At 42.2% G+C, this 16,236-nt stretch carries 17 protein-coding genes; 3 read left to right on the top strand and 14 right to left on the bottom strand.

Features of this window, described 5'->3' with window-relative positions; all coding sequences use genetic code 11:
- The 9 genes from GX348_05465 to motA all read right to left on the bottom strand — a co-directional run.
- Positions 1 to 224: hypothetical protein (locus GX348_05465; GenBank protein NLP41638.1), on the bottom strand; the 224-nt coding region annotated here is incomplete at its 3' end.
- 138 nt (positions 225 to 362) lie between these two features.
- Positions 363 to 590, bottom strand: coding sequence for a DUF3006 domain-containing protein (locus tag GX348_05460; protein NLP41637.1), 228 nt, complete (start codon positions 588 to 590; stop codon positions 363 to 365).
- A gap of 1 nt (position 591) precedes the next feature.
- Complete coding sequence (locus GX348_05455) at positions 592 to 1,476, bottom strand: MBL fold metallo-hydrolase (GenBank protein ID NLP41636.1); 885 nt, start codon at positions 1,474 to 1,476, stop codon at positions 592 to 594.
- Positions 1,477 to 1,650: 174 nt separating this feature from the next.
- Entirely contained in the window at positions 1,651 to 2,001 is a 351-nt protein-coding gene (locus tag GX348_05450) for a type II toxin-antitoxin system PemK/MazF family toxin (protein NLP41635.1), read from the bottom strand.
- A 3-nt stretch (positions 2,002 to 2,004) separates the two neighbouring features.
- On the bottom strand, positions 2,005 to 2,277 hold the full coding sequence (locus GX348_05445) for a ribbon-helix-helix protein, CopG family (GenBank protein ID NLP41634.1): 273 nt from the start codon (positions 2,275 to 2,277) through the stop codon (positions 2,005 to 2,007).
- 85 nt (positions 2,278 to 2,362) lie between these two features.
- Positions 2,363 to 3,913 carry an NAD(P)H-hydrate dehydratase gene (locus GX348_05440; protein ID NLP41633.1) on the bottom strand — a complete coding sequence of 517 codons (1,551 nt, stop codon included), beginning with the start codon at positions 3,911 to 3,913 and terminating at the stop codon, positions 2,363 to 2,365.
- Positions 3,876 to 4,292: a holo-ACP synthase gene (gene acpS / locus GX348_05435; GenBank protein NLP41632.1), complete on the bottom strand. Its 417-nt coding sequence runs from the start codon at positions 4,290 to 4,292 to the stop codon at positions 3,876 to 3,878. The genes GX348_05440 and acpS overlap by 38 nt, the downstream gene beginning before the upstream one ends.
- Before the next feature lie 136 nt (positions 4,293 to 4,428).
- The gene (locus tag GX348_05430) at positions 4,429 to 5,202 is read right to left on the bottom strand and encodes an OmpA family protein (GenBank protein ID NLP41631.1); all 774 of its coding nucleotides are present in this window, start codon (positions 5,200 to 5,202) and stop codon (positions 4,429 to 4,431) included.
- Complete coding sequence (gene motA / locus GX348_05425; protein NLP41630.1) at positions 5,202 to 6,008, bottom strand: flagellar motor stator protein MotA; 807 nt, start codon at positions 6,006 to 6,008, stop codon at positions 5,202 to 5,204. The genes GX348_05430 and motA overlap by 1 nt, the downstream gene beginning before the upstream one ends.
- Positions 6,009 to 6,375: 367 nt before the next feature.
- On the opposite strand from motA, the gene GX348_05420 reads away from it, so the two are divergent.
- Complete coding sequence (locus GX348_05420; protein NLP41629.1) at positions 6,376 to 7,086, top strand: L,D-transpeptidase; 711 nt, start codon at positions 6,376 to 6,378, stop codon at positions 7,084 to 7,086.
- A gap of 83 nt (positions 7,087 to 7,169) precedes the next feature.
- Here the strand turns inward: GX348_05420 and splB are convergent, their stop codons facing one another.
- The 3 genes from splB to GX348_05405 form a co-directional block, all read right to left on the bottom strand.
- Entirely contained in the window at positions 7,170 to 8,192 is a 1,023-nt protein-coding gene (gene splB / locus GX348_05415; protein ID NLP41628.1) for a spore photoproduct lyase, read from the bottom strand.
- 62 nt (positions 8,193 to 8,254) lie between these two features.
- Positions 8,255 to 9,295 (bottom strand): [FeFe] hydrogenase H-cluster radical SAM maturase HydE, encoded by a 1,041-nt coding sequence (gene hydE, locus GX348_05410; protein NLP41627.1) that lies wholly within the window; start codon positions 9,293 to 9,295, stop codon positions 8,255 to 8,257.
- A 96-nt stretch (positions 9,296 to 9,391) separates the two neighbouring features.
- On the bottom strand, positions 9,392 to 11,089 hold the full coding sequence (locus tag GX348_05405; protein ID NLP41626.1) for an FAD-dependent oxidoreductase: 1,698 nt from the start codon (positions 11,087 to 11,089) through the stop codon (positions 9,392 to 9,394).
- Between the two features lie 247 nt (positions 11,090 to 11,336).
- Here GX348_05405 and GX348_05400 point away from each other — a divergent pair, with 247 nt between their 5' ends.
- Positions 11,337 to 11,537, top strand: a complete 201-nt coding sequence (locus GX348_05400; GenBank protein ID NLP41625.1) for a small, acid-soluble spore protein, alpha/beta type — start codon at positions 11,337 to 11,339, stop codon at positions 11,535 to 11,537.
- Between the two features lie 68 nt (positions 11,538 to 11,605).
- Here GX348_05400 and GX348_05395 read toward each other — a convergent pair whose 3' ends face one another.
- Together GX348_05395 and GX348_05390 are read right to left on the bottom strand one after the other, a co-directional pair.
- Complete coding sequence (locus GX348_05395; GenBank protein NLP41624.1) at positions 11,606 to 12,124, bottom strand: ferritin; 519 nt, start codon at positions 12,122 to 12,124, stop codon at positions 11,606 to 11,608.
- Between the two features lie 81 nt (positions 12,125 to 12,205).
- Positions 12,206 to 14,278 (bottom strand): thioredoxin domain-containing protein, encoded by a 2,073-nt coding sequence (locus GX348_05390; GenBank protein ID NLP41623.1) that lies wholly within the window; start codon positions 14,276 to 14,278, stop codon positions 12,206 to 12,208.
- A gap of 570 nt (positions 14,279 to 14,848) precedes the next feature.
- On the opposite strand from GX348_05390, the gene GX348_05385 reads away from it, so the two are divergent.
- Entirely contained in the window at positions 14,849 to 16,087 is a 1,239-nt protein-coding gene (locus GX348_05385; protein NLP41622.1) for an OFA family MFS transporter, read from the top strand.
- Positions 16,088 to 16,236: the final 149 nt, after the last annotated feature.

Genomic DNA, 16,236 nt, shown 5'->3' with positions numbered 1-16,236 from the left:
GATGCTTTAGCATTAACCGATGCTTTAGCATTAACCAGTGCTTTAGCATTAGCCGGTGCTTTAGCATCAACCAGTGCTTTAGCCAACCGTTTTTCGCTTTCGAGTGAAGGGAGTTGCACTGCAGGCAACGGTTGGGGCATTTCACTGTCAATAGTGGGCGCTGCAAACACCAACTGCGGCAAAAACAGTAGAATGGTGACGATACTTAAAATTATCCGATGCATGAAGCCCCCCCTTTAGTCAAGCCAAGTCTCTTTTTTTGCGATAATTCGACTCATTTCTGTGATTCGACTGGAAAAAGACAAATCCTGCAGGACATAAGTCTGAAATATGCAATATTTGCAAAAAAAAAAATCAGGAAGCTAATCTTCCTGATTTTTTTGCAGAATTTTGCGGAGCAAGCTCTCGGCTTCGCTGCGGGCCAATCGGGTTGCCTCGCCGTCAATTGCAATATTTACTTGTAAAATATCGCCTTCTTCAGCACCTTCCGGCAAAGCAGTTCTCGGCCAGTTTGTAGCGATTTCTTCCTCACCAATAAGAAGTACCGCATTATGCTCTTCGAATCGGTCTATTACTACTTTTACTTTCATTTTATTTCTCCTTAACGATGTTATAAGTTTGACCATCACTCGTTATTGTAACCGTACCGTCAGTGTCAGTCCGGTATAATTTTGTTTTAAGATCGTTGTATCTCTTCATTACACTCGGATGTGGATGGTGATAATCATTATTCTGACCAACCGAAATTATTATTGCTTCAGGCGCCACTCTTTTTAAAAACGAGCTTATCGAAGATGTACTGCTGCCATGATGCGGAGCTTTGAGGATAGTACTTTTGAGTTCATCACCATAGGCTTTAAGAAGACGCTTTTCACTTTCACGCTCAGCGTCCCCAGTCAGCAGCATTGAGAAGCTACCATAAACTAATTTCACTACAATAGAGTTATTATTTAATTCTGAATTAGTTATGAAAGGTTTCTCCGGAGCCAAAACCTTAAGTTTAATACCATCACCAATATCTATTTGATTACCAGGAACAACAACAGTAAATGGTATATCTTTCTTCTCGACAGTCGTCAAATATTGACGGTAGAGCGAAGTTGTCGTAGTAAGTCCGCTGTCATAGATTTGCTTAACGGTAAAGTTATTCAGAACGCCCGGCATGCCGCCGAGATGGTCTGCATGAGGATGCGTTATTATAACTTTGTCAATTGTTTTTATACCTTGACTTTGTATGTATTTTACCAGTTTGCCCCTGGTCGACGTGTCACCACTGTCTACCAGTATAACTTCCTGTTTAGTACGAATTAAGATAGCATCACCTTGACCGACATCAATTACTTGAATCTTCAGCGGCGGCTGACTGACATCCTGAGTAGCTCTTTCTTGATTGGCTGAAGGCGCTGAACAGCCTATAGTAAGAAAAGATAGCAACAATACTAATGCCAGCACTGAATAGTGCCACTTTCGCCAGATTTTCATAATCCACCCCCAAATTACTGTATATGTATATATTTATATTCTTAATTAGACAAGAAAAGACTCGGCTTATGCTGAGTCCTCTCATTGCCACAGCTTTTTTCTTTTGCAGTCTTGAATAAATTTTCAAACTAAAAATAGGCAGTGACCCGCCTATTTATAATGCTAAAATTAAATTTGAATAAGACCCAAGCTAACTTTAACTGCATCATCAACCTTGGTCATTATTTCGTCTCCCAAGTGGGTAACTTTTTCTTTCAGACGACGTTTATCTATAGTCCGAAGCTGTTCTAAGAGGACAACTGAGTCTTTCTCCAAATTATGCTCTTTAGCGTTGAGTTCGACATGGGTGGGCAATTTTGCCTTGGAAATTTGCGAAGTGATAGCCCCCACAATTACCGTTGGACTATATTTATTTCCAACATCATTTTGAAGTATTAAAACCGGACGATGACCACCCTGTTCCGATCCTACTACCGGACTTAAATTAGCATAATAAATATCCCCACGCTTAACGATCATGTATCATTCACGCTCCGCCAACAAGGTGGGCATTTCAAACAAATCTGAGTCCAACAATAAACCTTCTTCAGCTAACGCTAAATTAATAACGGCCATTTCTTGATATCCTTTTCGCATCATGTCGCGTACTGCTTTACGTTTGCGGTCTTCGATGTACAAACGCATTGCATCCCGTACAAATTGGCTGCGGCTAAGTTTTTCCATGGCAATAATACCATCTACTTCTTGCAACAAGCTATTAGGGATACTAATCATAATACGCTTTAATTCTGCCACGCCTTCACCCCCGCCAACAGCAACATGCTTCTATACATGTTATATTATAGCTACTTTTATATACCAATGTCAATTTTTTTATATACTAAACACCTTGTATTCCGCTTATAGCAGCCGGCATCGCTGCAACAACATCACTGGCAATAAGTCCTATTGTACCGCCCGCCGCCGCAATATCGCCTGCTAATCCGTGAATATGCACCCCGGCAACAGCTGCCGCATGCGTAGTTAAGCCTTGGGCTATAAGTCCTGCTATCACTCCGGTGAGAACATCTCCTGTCCCACCTGTTGCCATGCCTGGATTGCCGGTAGTATTTATATACACCTCGCCATCAGGATAAGCAACAATTGTCCTCGCTCCTTTTAATACGACAATCGCCCCCCATAATCCTGCTGCCTGACGGGCAATACCCACCCGATCCTTGCTGACATCTTTTACCGTCAGGCCCATAAGTCTTGCCATCTCTCCTGGATGCGGCGTTACTACCGGCAGGGCCTTAGTATGATTAAGAAGATCGGTGTAGCCAACCAAAGCATTCAACGCATCAGCATCAATAACCAGAGGACATTCAGCACTTTTTATTATTTCGCGGACAACAGCCATTGTTTCATCATTGCGTCCTAAACCCGGCCCAATAGCTAACACATTGCTTTTTGCGGCCATCTCCTCGATATGTGGCAAAGCTTTACGCCCAATTATTCCACCAACCGACTCCGGAAGCGGTCTGGTCATTACCTCAGTAAGCTTAACCTCCATAATATCATGAAGACTTTCGGCAATTCCTAATGTCACTAATCCGGCCCCTGCCCTCACCACAGCCGTAGCTGTCAGGGCAGCAGCTCCGGTCATACCTTGTGAGCCTGCAATAACGATAGCTTTACCCGTTGTTCCCTTATGTGCGTCAGGCTCTCTGCTGCCAACAATTGCTTTAATGCTACCGGTAGTCACAATATTCTGCTTGATACTATCATCTACCAAAAGCTTAAACGGAATACCAATATCTGCAACACTAAGTTTACCTACATACTGAGCCCCAGGATATATTAACAATCCTGGTTTAGCAAGCCCTAAAGCAACGGTATAATCTGCCTTGACTGCCGTACCCCGGATTTGACCGGTATCGGCATCTACTCCAGTAGGGATATCTATAGCGATTATCAACTTACCAGATTTGTTAATTATGTCAACTACCCGCGCCATTTCACCGGTCACCTCACCGGTGAAACCTGTTCCAAGCAGCGCATCAACCAAACAATCCGCGAAAGTTGCAGCAATTTTTGCCTTTTCCCAATCACGGTTGTCGGAGAGTTCTATAACATTGATACCCATTCTGATTATAATATCCAAATTCAGCCTGGCATCACCGGTTACGACTTCTTTAGTCCCCAATAAACAAACTTTTATTTTAGCACCTTGATTATACAAATGTCGGGCCGCAACAAAGCCATCACCGCCATTATTCCCTTTTCCGGCAAAAATACAGATCATTTTATTATCTACCGCGCCCAAAGCCGCCGCTATTTGCCGCGCTGTTTCTGCTCCGGCATTCTCCATTAAGACTGCCCCGGGAATACCGAATGTTTCGATTGCTATTTGGTCAATTTTCCGCATTTCTGCGGCAGTTGCTGTTTTCACTTTCTTCGCCTCCCCATAATACCGCCTGAGCAGCCGCGTACTCCCGCGAATGTGTCAGCGATATATGTACTTTTTTTACACCCATTTTCCTAGCCAAGTCAGCATAATAACCGCTCAGGATTACATTAGGGCAGCCAAGCGTATCATTGATGATTTCAATATCCTGCAGGCTGCCGCCTGAAAGGCCTGTTCCGAAGGCTTTCAATACTGCCTCTTTGCCAGCGAACCGCGCGGCGTAGGAGGCTGCAGTGTGAACTCCCCGGCTGTCACAATATTTTTGTTCCGTCACGGTGAAGACTCTTTTAACAAAAGCCGGCCGCTTAATAGCCTTATGAATACGGCCGATTTCAATTATATCTATTCCTACCCCAACAATCACTGTATGCACCTCATACCATAATATCCTAATACTATTCTAACAGTATTGGTATTTGTACGCCAGTCGGCTCGATCAGAAAATCAATATTCTAGATTACCACATACAAAAAACCTTGCCGTTAGGCAAGGTTACATTTTCATTGCGCAATGATGTTTGGATGGTAACTCTTGTATGTCCGCTGAATAAGTACTTCAACCCGACGATTCTTAGCCCGACCCTCGCTTGTGTCATTACTCATCACCGGCCGGTATTCGCCATGACCAATAGCACTGAAACGCTGAGGCTGGAGATCTTCTTGGGCCAGCAGATACTTCATGAAGTTTAGCGCCCGTTTAGAACTTAACTCCCAGTTTGAAGGGAACTCCCATGTACTTATAGGCACGTTATCGGTATGCCCGGAAATTATAATCTTCTGCTGAAGTGGGGTAAGCATTTTAGCAATGACTGCCCCAAATCGTTTAGATTCAGGCAATAGTTCCGCACTGCCCGAGGGAAATAATGCGGTATCTTTTATCCGAATCATTAAGCCCTCTTCAGTCAAAACTGTCTGAAGATCACCTGCAAGATTGTTTTCCTGAATATACTTATCAAGAGTCTGCTTAACTTGTATCAATTGGGAAGTTTCTTGAAGGTAAGCCTGGTCTTTACCTTCGCCGCTAGTCATAGGCATCGGTGCCGGCTGACCACTGACAGGATTTCTGTTGCCCTCAAGTATATATGGGCTTCCGTTATTAAAGGCGGAGCTAAACGCTTGGGCCATTTGTTCAAATTTTTTTTGGTCAACCTGCGCCGAGGCAAAAAGCACAATAAATAGTGCTAACAAAAGAGTCAATATATCAGAATATGGTACAAGCCAAGTCTCGTCCATATGCTCTTCTTGGTGCTCCGTAGGACGCTTTCTCCTTGCCATTATGACTCCTCCGTTTTGGGTTTAAGGTCAGTCCGTTCATGTTGCGGGATAAATGCTATCAATTTTGCTTCGATAGCAGTTGGAGAATCACCAGCCTGCAGGGAAAGAACCCCTTCAATCATCATCCTCATTAACTCGGCTTCTTTTTTTGAGATAATTTTAAGCTTGTTGGCAAAAGGATGCCATATAACATAACCGGTAAAAATACCAAGCAAGGTAGCAACAAAGGCCGCAGCAATGGAATGGCCAAGTTTCTCAATATCGTTAAGATTGCCCAAAGCGCCAATCAAACCTACTACGGCGCCTAAAACACCAAGCGTAGGAGCATATGTACCTGCCTGTGAAAAGATTAGCGCGCCGTTACGGTGGCGTTCTTCCATATTATGAATTTCTGCATCAAGCACATCGCCGACAAAATCCGGGTCAAGACCATCTATTACCATTGTCAGCCCATTCCGTAAGAATGGGTCGCTAATTTCATCAACCCGACTTTCCAGCGCTAGTATGCCTTCACGCCTTGCCGTCTGGGACAAGCCAACGAATAGCGGAACCAGTTCAGCCTTGGTCATCATTTGTTTTTGCCTAAATAATTGCTTTATTAGACTCGGAAACCTTTTAAGGTTTTCCATTGGAAACCCATTAAACAGACAAGCAGCTGTACCAACTATAATAATCATGAATGCAGCTGGGTTTAAAAGTACTGACAAACTAGCTCCTTTTAGCACCATTCCTACGGTAACTGCCAAAATCCCCAGTGTAACCCCAATTACTGTTGATTTTTCCAAAATCAGGTCCCCCAATCCCATAATTGCAATTTATTAACATAATAATATGATTTGTTAAAATTTTATCATTTTTTAATATAATTTGTCTATAATTAAACTTTTCCTTACTTTTAAACCTTTTAATCTTTAAAGTATTTTCCGGGAAATAATTTGTAAAAAACGTTTTATATTCCTATTTGCGCGGAATTTGTTAGATCTAACAGATTCCGGCTTTTTTATGCCATTATTTTTCAGACATACCAATGACAGAGAACGACAGAATAATTAACAAATATTCTTTTTTTGCACGTGCATCCAAAATAAACACTCAATAGAAACACCTTATCCTATTTCTAAAAATTTCAAAATAATCGCCGAAAACTATGTTTTTAGAGAGGTGCACATAAGTATGCGTATTTTGTTGTTCCTTGTCCTATTTGTTTATGCCTGCATGGGAACATGTTTAGCCCAGCAGGAAATACATATAAACATCCCGGCTTACAGTTTAGAGCTTATTGATGGGGATAGCGGTAAAATTATTGAACAATTTAATATCGCCGTTGGGACCCCCTATGAACAGACGCCTATCGGTACTTTTCACATCTTCCATAAAGAAAAAGATCCAACTTGGATACCAGGTGACAAATTCACCGACCACACCCCCGTACCTCCCGGACCTGACAATCCTCTTGGTACGCGCTGGATGGAATTTAAAAAGAATTACGGAATTCATGGCACAAACAAAGGCTGGGACATATGTTATCCTGTATCAGGCGGTTGTATTAGAATGCAGGACGCCGATGCCCGCAAACTCTTCGAATTAGTTGATATCGGCACTCCGGTTTATATAAAATATGAAACTATGCTGTTGGTTGAGAAGCCAGACGGACTGTATCTTAAAGTTTATCCCGATATTTATAATAAGCAAACTAATTCGTCCGCGCGGATATTAGAACTTTTCCAGAAATACCGCGACAAATATCTGCCGCCAAGTATACCCGACATCCTCAAAACAGAGTTTGATACCGCCTACGAAGTTAAGATAGCTGTGCCAACGGTTATTCTTAATGAGAGTAGGCCGATACAAAGCAAGCCAGTGTTGACTAAGGAGAAAAAATAAGCACATTAAACACAATATAAACCGCTGTGAAAAGGGGGGCTAGCATCCCCCCTTATATATATTCGTACTATTAATCGATAAACTTAAACAAAATATTCAATTTTAGCCTCTGGGAAATACAAATTTAGTCGTTTTTGCATAAATGGCTTTATTTCCTCCATCGTTTCGCGTTCGTAGACATATTTACCATACCCAAACTGCCCATATTTGAATTTACGGTCTTTCTCGACCATGGGCAGAGTTGTTTTGGGATATAAAGCAAGGATATTACTTTTGGCACGCCTAGTAAAACGATGAGTAATCAGTTCAAATGTTAAACCCTTACGACTTCGGGAGGGTAATTGTTCATTTAGTTCGGCAAGTAACTGATCATATTCATCTTGCCAGTTAGGAAAATAAAAAATCGGTGCAATAATAAACCCAAGCGGGTAACCAGCCTGAGCAGCCTTGACTGCTGCTCTGACCCGCTCTTGTATACTAGGAGTATTATGCTCATAACTGGATATAACTGAACTAGCATTAAGGCTGAAACGAAATCGTGTATGCCCATTATGGTTTGCAGTTAAGAGTGAATCCACATCAGTAAACTTGGTTACAAAGCGAAAGCGTCCTAATTCCTGCTTGCCAAAAAATTCAATTGTTGTCCGTAAGAGCCCTGTTAAGTATTCAGTGGGGAGCGGATCTGAAGTTGCAGCCCCTTCGAATATAGTAATCTCCGGACTTTTTTCTATAATATATTTATAGGCTCGTTCAAGCACCTGCTCAATATTGACATATACACGAAGATAAGGTTTCTTCCCTAGGGTTGTTGCCAGATAGCAATATTCGCACATACCTGGACAACTTGTATTAAGCGGAAGCTGATAATTAGCCGACGGCTTGCAGCCGGCGAAGTCTTTACCTCGCCGCACTCCTACCACAAGTGTACGCTTAGCCTCACGATAGGCCTCCTGCGGTGTCTTGCCTGGAATTCCTGTGACGCGATTGTGCGAACCTGTTATAGCGATTGGAATTCCCATGTCCACAAGCTGTCTTTGAATCTTCTGCCCCAAAGGATATTCCAGTGCCTGAGACTCAAAAAAAGCACGTTTGGGCACAAACCTCATTTTTTCACCCTCTTGTCCGCTGTTTGCCAGTAGTATGTGCAAAAGCAGATGGGTAAATAGCTTTAATTGATATTGCGTCGTTTCCTAAAGCCTTGATCCTGAGCAACTTGCCTTCCGATACCAGTAATTTTGCCGGTAATACAGCTCCGACACTGAGCAGGAGTGTCATTAACACATATTTTACCCGGGTAAAGTTCATATAGTTTACGATAGTCGCCTTCCGTTACGTTCGGCATAACAACATTTGCCCCGCTTTTTAAGGCAATAATCCGCCCGTTGATATTAAGCGTTTCCATAGCCGTTGTTGCCGGAATGTTACTGTCGGGCAGAAGCAGTCTGACCAGAGCCATAACCTTTATTGCCATAGCAAAAGTTCCCCCGGTTTCATCTTTTAGCGGAGTGCTATGATGAGGAATAAATGGCCCAAGGCCAATCATGTCAGCGTCAAGCTCTTTAAAAAACAAAATGTCATCCGCTAAGGATTCAAACGTTTGTCCAGGTAGACCTACTAAACAGCCTGTTCCCACTTCATAGCCCAACTCTTTAAGATTATATAGGCATTTTATCCGATTCTCGAAACTCATCCGCGGATGCAACTTTTGATACAATCTGCTGTCAGTAGTCTCAATCCGCAGTAAATATCGGTCTGCACCGGCTTCCTTATAAGCTCGGAATTGCTCATATGACTTTTCGCCAAGGCTTAAAGTCAGCGCTATATCAAGCTTCTTAATACCGCTGATGATATCAATAAGCTTACTGGTAGTATAAAAGCTGTCCTCGCCTGACTGGAGAACAATTGTCTTATACCCATAATCTTTAGCTCTATTAGCCAATTCAAGGATTTCATCGCAGTACATTCGATACCTTATAACACTGCTGTTTTCAGACCGCAATCCACAGTAACAGCAATTTTGCCGACAAATATTCGAAAACTCAATTAATCCTCGCAAATGAACATCATCACCAACATATTTTTGCCTTACACGATCAGCCGCAGCAACTATTTCGTGGTCATAATCATTGCTTTTAAGTAAGTCAACCAACTGACTCTTATTTAAACTATGAGTTGTTTCTGCTATTTTTATAAACTCAGTAAACGGCATGCTTATCTCTCCTAATTGCCCAATAATCAAAACTAGGCTATCTTCTCTCCGGAAATTATAAACTCCTTCATAGGAAAAATTAAAAGGACGCCGAGATTAATCGGCGTCACACTTAAACGGCCATGCAGTTATTCCGCCTTCGAGAACTTTTACATTCTCGAAACCTTGTCCTTGTAAAATGATAGAAGCCTCATAGCCTCTAAGACCTATCTTACATATCGCGATAACTTCATGGTCCTTATCAATCTCGCCTGAACGGCTTCGCAACTGACCAAGCGGAATATTTTTCAGGCCGCGGCACTCTGAAATCCTAATTTTTTTCATCTCTTCCGGTGATCGGACATCTAAGAATATTGCGTCACCGGCGTCCATCTGCTTTTTGGCGTCCAGCGCAGATATACCGATCATTTTTCCGGCAATTTTATTCATTACAACGTTTGCTGCAATGGCTGCATTATCAATTGGACCGTTGTAAGGCGGCGCATAGGAAAGATCGATAGCAAAAAGATCATCAATAGTCCCACCAAGTGTTAATACTGTTGCAATAACATCAATCCGCTTGGTAACATCACCTTCGCCAAAAGCCTGGGCGCCTAAAATTCGACGCGTTTTAGTCTCAACGATTAGTTTGATGGAAAGGGACTTGACGTCAGGCATATAATGCGGTTTATCATGACCTGAGGTTGTAACGGTTACGTACTCATAACCTAGCTGCTTGACTTCACGCTCAGTTAAGCCAACTTTACCCACATTAAGATCAATTAACTTAACAGCTACAGTATTAAGCACGCCACGGAACTTAACTCTAGTACCGCAAATATTCTCACCGATTATCCGCCCATGCTTATTGGCAGTAGACCCCATCGGAGCAAACACCTTCCGGCCGGATACTAAATTGGTATTCTCAACACAGTCGCCGCCAGCATAAATATCGCTATCACTTGTTTCGAGGTACTCATTAACACTGATTGCACCGGTTTCGCCGATAGCTAAGCCCGCTTGCCGAGCCAGTTCGACATTTGGCTTAACACCTATTGACAGTATGACAAGATCTGCAGCTATTGTTCGCTTATCGGTAACAACCTCGCTGACGCAACTGTCACCATTAAACTTAATGACCTTTTCGCCTGTGAGGATATTAATACCGTGTTCATTTGCGTATTTGGCTACAGCAGCTGCGACTTCAGGATCAAGAAAGGCCGGAAATACTTGGTCCTTCATCTCAATTACTGTTACATCAATACCCCAATTCCGCAGTGCCTCAGCCATTTCCATACCGACAAGACCAGCCCCAATTATGACGCCACTGTTGAACTTACCGCGCTCAAGTCCTTGTCTTACTGCCTCAGCATCTAGCGGATGCCACATTTGATAGATATTCGCAAGCTCTATTCCCGGCAGCTTTGGTTTGACCGGACTGGCGCCTGTAGCAATAACTAGCTTGTCATAGGGCAAAATTGACTCTTCGTTTGTTACCAAATTTTTAACTGTTACCGTTTTGGCTACGCGATCAATATGGGTAGCCAACGTCTCAGTTTTAACATCAATATCTTTTACCTTCTTAAAAAACTCCGCATTACGGACATTTCCACTCGGTGTCATCATTAATTGTCTTACATCATCGATATCGCCGCCGACATAGTACGGCATTCCACAGGCCCCATAGGAAATAAGTTTGCCTTTCTCAATAACTGTGATTTGTGCCGTTTGATTACCGCGCCGAATCTTAGCTGCCGCTTTTAAACCTGCTGCAACCCCGCCAATAATTACAACTCTCACAACATCACTCCTCACACCCCCGGGGGAGGGGCTTTTAATTGTATTTTACACAACTTTACATCACCGAGTCAATATCTCTTTGATAAAGATGACAACTAACTTACTGTCAAACTTTTCAGCTAATATTAAAACATCTGCTGCTAATAATAATCTTAGCAATATCTACCCTAAATCATATACCGAAGCTATGACATAAATTAACGTATTAATATTTGTCGGAACAACAAATAATATACTTAAGTAACTATAGGAGGTGGCTGGTATGAGCAGTCGAAAAGGCATCATGTCTGACAAACTAAAATATGAAATAGCCAAAGACTTAGGTTTTAGTGAGAAATTGGATGATGGCGACTGGGGCGATGTAACAACCCGTGAAGCCGGCCTCTTAGTCCGGGAAGCTATTAAAAGAGCTGAGAATGCAATGGCCGCAGAAAATGGCCGTGCCCATCAAAACGCGGATTAACCTTAAAAGACCTTCTTTGCAAAACAGCCAGCGCCCTTTTACAGGTGCTGGCTGTTGCTATTTTACATCTATGCATTGCTCCCGGCTGTAGGCGGGACAAAAGTTCTGACACTTAGTTCTTTATCTAAATATAAAATGTCTACTGTTTTTTCACCAATTACCGAAAGTTTGTCCAGTACTTCTCCAACGCTCGCTTCTTCTTCAACCTGTTCATTTATAAACCACTGGAGGAAGATTTGCGCTGCGAAATCTTTTTCACTAACGGCGGTTTCATACAATTTATTAATTAAACTAGTAACATGCTGTTCATGCGTAAGAACTTTTTCAAAAAGTTCGGTTATAGTGCCAAATTCGGAAGGCGGAGCATCAATGGTATCAAGGCGAACCTTACCGCCGCGTTCAAGAAGATAATTCAGTAGCATCATTGCATGTGAATTTTCTTCCTGATATTGCACGTTTAACCAATTGGCAAAACCTTTCAGACTTTTGCTTTCGCAATATGCTGACATTGAAAGATAAAGATACGCGGAATAAAATTCTGCCTGGATTTGGCTGTTGATGGCATCTTGCATTTTTTGATTAATCATTTATTGTCCCTCCTTATTATTAACTAATTTAATTCAGGATAATATTACCATAATAATAACTATTGTTCAATAATATCCGTTTTAAATCTTATTGATTTGCTTTATAAAGTTCTCGATACCGATTATAGGCGGCCGGCAAGTAAAGTTTTCACAAATATAAGCCGCGGTCTGACCGTTAACCGGTAATTGATCCACGACCTCCGGTATCACCTTTCGCATAATATCAGCTTGGCTTGTATCATTAAAAACTGTTACTGTATTAGGCAAAAAGCGCTTACCTGCAGCAGATAGCATATTCCAGACGTCTTTAGAAGCGCCCGTTCCTGCTATAACAATCTTGCGCTGTGCCGACAAATGATAGTCTAACGCTATAAGGTAAAAAGTATGCGCCCGTGGAATTTTTTCCACCTGTCCGGCAAAAGTCTGCAATAACCTTTCTGCCAAACTTTGAAACTGACCTTTGCCGGTAATGTTTGCTAGCCTTAGCAAAGCAAAAGCAGCCACTGAATTGCCTGACGGAATTGCTCCATCATAAATTTCTTTTGGTCTTGTCAAAAGCTGTTCACCGTCTATGCCGTAGAAGAAAAAACCACCGTTTTTCTCGTCCCAAAACAACCTCTGCATCTCTTGGCAAACATCTTGGGCCCATTTTATATATAGCGGCGAGTAGATTGTCTCGTATAGCTCTATTAAGGCCCATAATAGAAATGCATAATCGTCTAAATATGCTAAGTGCGCTGCTTCGCCATCGCGATAGCGCGCCAGCAGCCTACAGTCCTTGCTGATAAGCTTATTTTTAATAAACTTAAAAGCCCGTTCAGCATACTCGGCATAACAGGCACCATCCAAAACTCGAGCTGCTTTGGCAAAAGCTGAAATCATTAAGGCATTCCAAACCGTTAATACTTTGTCATCCTTATACGGGTGGACCCGTTTATCCCGATACCGATACAGCTTAGCACTGCACTCTTCTAGCTTTCTGGTTAAATCCACTGCTTCAAGACCTACTCTGGCAGCGTAAGACTCGATATCATTGTCAACATAATTTAGAATACTTGAACCATGTTCAAAATTGCCTTGTGGTGTTATATCGTAAAAATCAGCGAAGAGTGTTCCGTCTTTTTCGCCTAGTAAATCTAAAATCTGCTGCCTGGTAAATACATAAAATTTACCTTCCTCACCTTCGGAGTCAGCGTCTTCCGCTGAATAAAAACCACCTTCGGCATTGGTCATATCGCGCATAACATAAGTAAGTATTTGCTCGGCTACCTTAGCGTAGTCCTTATTGCCGGTGCATTGATAAGCTTCGAGATAGACATGGCATAGCAGGGCATTATCATAGAGCATTTTTTCAAAATGCGGCACCAGCCATTTATCGTCTGTCGAATACCGGGAAAATCCATAACCAAGATGATCGTATATTCCGCCCTTCCGCATAGCAGTAAGAGTTTTTTCAACCATTTCTAGGGCCTTAGCATTATTATTATGTTTCCAGTACCTTAATAGAAAGAGCATATTATGCGGCGTAGGGAACTTAGGCGCCTTAGAAAAGCCTCCATATCGTGGATCAAAGTCCCGTTCAAGCTGTTCAAACGCAGTATCAAGCAAGCCTTTTGACAACGTAGCATCGACCGACGCTTTTTCCTGGTGCTGAAGCAGTTCGACGATCTCATCGCTAAAACCAATTAAATCTTCTCGCTTTTCCTGCCATCGCTGGCTTATAGCTTTAAGTAAATCGATGAGCCCCGGACGCCCGTACTTACTGGTTTTCGGAAAATAAGTTCCCGCAAAAAAGGGTTTTTTATCCGGCGTCATAATAATAGTTAACGGCCAACCGCCCGATCTCGTCAGCGCTTGGCACACCTCCATATAAATATGATCAACATCCGGCCGTTCCTCGCGATCAACCTTTATCGACACAAAATGTCGATTTAGAATCTCTGCTACCGCTTCATCCTCAAAGGACTCCCTCTCCATTACATGGCACCAGTGGCAAGTACTATAGCCGATACTTAAAAATATCGGCTTGTCTTCAGCCTTGGCTTTGGCAAAAGCTTCTTCGCCCCAGGGATACCAGTCTATTGGGTTGTGGGCGTGTTGAAGTAGGTATGGACTCTTTTCGTTGGCTAGGTGGTTAACGTGCTTGGTAGACATTAGTATCACCTCGTTTTTTTGCTACTGTTTAGGATTTGCTTGGTGATGGGTTTACATACGTTATATAATCGATAACGGATAATCGTTATTCGTTAGTTTCTTTTATTATAATTTACATATTGTGGTAAGTCAAGTATACACGCTAATATATAAGTGAGCCACTTTAGCACAAAACACTCACGAAAAAATGAAGCACCTTAAGTACATTAACCTTACGACAGCTTCTAGTGGCGTTTCCTTTCGAAACTGCCGATTCAAGTCATTATCAATGTCAGACTCATTGCACTTGCTTTTATGGGGCTTGTATTGAGCTACAATATAGGCCGAAAATGACCGCTCCATCTCCAAAACACATACATGTAAATAACAGCATTGACACCATTCTGATCGATTGTTATAATAGCTATATTAAAAGTTCATAGACTGTGCAGGACTGACGGATTAAGTGGAAATGACCACGTGTACTGCAGAGTTCAAATAAGCCGACCGTCTGGGCAAAGAGATGATGCCCAGATGGTTTTTTGCGTTTTGGCAAATCTCTTAGTTTTATTTTTAGAAGGGATGATTTTTATGAGAAATCGCTGGCTTATTGCTCTTGCTGCTGTGGGAATTCATATCAGTATCGGTAGTGTTTATGCTTGGAGTGTACTGGTTCGTCCGATTATGGAAACCATGGGCTTTTCTTTGAAAGAAACTACTTGGACATTTTCACTGGCTATTTTATTTTTAGGCTTATCAGCAGGTTTATTGGGAAGTTGTGTAGAAAAATACGGTCCCAAAAAGAGCGGGTTATTTGCAGCTTTATTTTGGGGAGCTGGGATGTTTGGCACAGCACTGGCTCTGCATTTGCATAGTTTGCTACTATTATATTTGTTTTATGGTGTAATTGGCGGAATCGGTTTGGGAATCGGGTATATTACACCAGTTTCAACACTGGTTAAATATTTTCCAAGGCACCGGGGGTTTGCAACAGGACTTGCCATTATGGGCTTCGGTTTTGCCAGCCTGATTGCAGGACCTTTGATGCAACGTTTAACAGCATCCTATGGATTGGTAGAAAACTTTCTAATTCTCGGAACCGTATATATAATTGTTATGGGATTATCCGCGCTTTATTTAAAACCTCCAACTGAAGAATATAATAATGCAAAGCAGCAAAGTCCTGATATACAGCACGGTTATACCGAGAATGAGGCATTGAAAACATGGCAATTCAGTGCTTTGTGGTTTATTTTTTTCGTAAATATAACTTGTGGCATTGGTCTTTTGGCTGTGGCCTCGCCAATGGCACAGGAAGTAATCGGCATGAGCCCGATGGCAGCGGCTTCTCTGGTTGGCATCATCGGCCTGTTTAACGGTGCCGGACGTATCTTTTGGTCAACGTTTTCAGATTATATTGGTCGCGGTTACACATATGCACTTTTCTTTTTGTTGGAAGCTCTTGCGTTTTGGAAACTGGCTGCAACAACAGAAGCCATTTTTTTCGAAACACTGGTGCTGCTAATCATTACTTGCTATGGAGGCGGCTTTTCTTGTATGCCGGCATATCTTAGCGATATTTTTGGCACCAGGAAACTGAGTGCTATTCATGGCAGGATTCTGACTGCCTGGGGACTGGCCGGTGTTGCAGGACCATTTCTCGTATCATGGCTGCGGGAATCAACCAGCGGCTATACGCTTACCTTGTATTTCTTTGCCGGCTGTTTTGTCTTCAATTTTATCGTTGCGCTACTGCTAAAATATTATGGCATGCAACGTGAGGTTTCTTATGTTGTCGTAGGACAATCTCCTAAAGAAAATTTGTCATAGGCAATAACACCTTGACTCTTCGTAAAAACATATAGTTTTTTCTATTCATATTTTTTGGGGTCATATTGCAATCTTTCGTCTTGCAAAGAATGGCCCTGCCATACCAAACCTTGTTGCATGTTGCCAATACTAACACTTGGCGTTTGGGT

This window comes from Veillonellaceae bacterium (assembly GCA_012523975.1).
Taxonomy (GTDB): Bacteria; Bacillota; Negativicutes; order JAAYSF01; family JAAYSF01; genus JAAYSF01.
The sequence above is the reverse complement of the archived record's forward strand: the minus strand, read 5'-3'. Positions and strand labels throughout refer to the sequence as shown.

Bases quoted from the DNA above. Each gene is read 5' to 3' on its own strand.
- GX348_05400 (NLP41625.1), top strand. From the start codon at position 11,337: ATGAGCAGTCGAAAAGGCATCATGTCTGACAAACTAAAATATGAAATA.
- GX348_05430 (NLP41631.1), bottom strand. From the start codon at position 5,202: ATGGCAAGGAGAAAGCGTCCTACGGAGCACCAAGAAGAGCATATGGAC.
- motA (NLP41630.1), bottom strand. From the start codon at position 6,008: ATGGGATTGGGGGACCTGATTTTGGAAAAATCAACAGTAATTGGGGTT.
- GX348_05390 (NLP41623.1), bottom strand. From the start codon at position 14,278: ATGTCTACCAAGCACGTTAACCACCTAGCCAACGAAAAGAGTCCATAC.
- GX348_05395 (NLP41624.1), bottom strand. From the start codon at position 12,124: ATGATTAATCAAAAAATGCAAGATGCCATCAACAGCCAAATCCAGGCA.
- hydE (NLP41627.1), bottom strand. From the start codon at position 9,295: ATGCCGTTTACTGAGTTTATAAAAATAGCAGAAACAACTCATAGTTTA.
- GX348_05450 (NLP41635.1), bottom strand. From the start codon at position 2,001: ATGATCGTTAAGCGTGGGGATATTTATTATGCTAATTTAAGTCCGGTA.
- GX348_05460 (NLP41637.1), bottom strand. From the start codon at position 590: ATGAAAGTAAAAGTAGTAATAGACCGATTCGAAGAGCATAATGCGGTA.
- GX348_05385 (NLP41622.1), top strand. From the start codon at position 14,849: ATGAGAAATCGCTGGCTTATTGCTCTTGCTGCTGTGGGAATTCATATC.
- GX348_05420 (NLP41629.1), top strand. From the start codon at position 6,376: ATGCGTATTTTGTTGTTCCTTGTCCTATTTGTTTATGCCTGCATGGGA.
- splB (NLP41628.1), bottom strand. From the start codon at position 8,192: ATGAGGTTTGTGCCCAAACGTGCTTTTTTTGAGTCTCAGGCACTGGAA.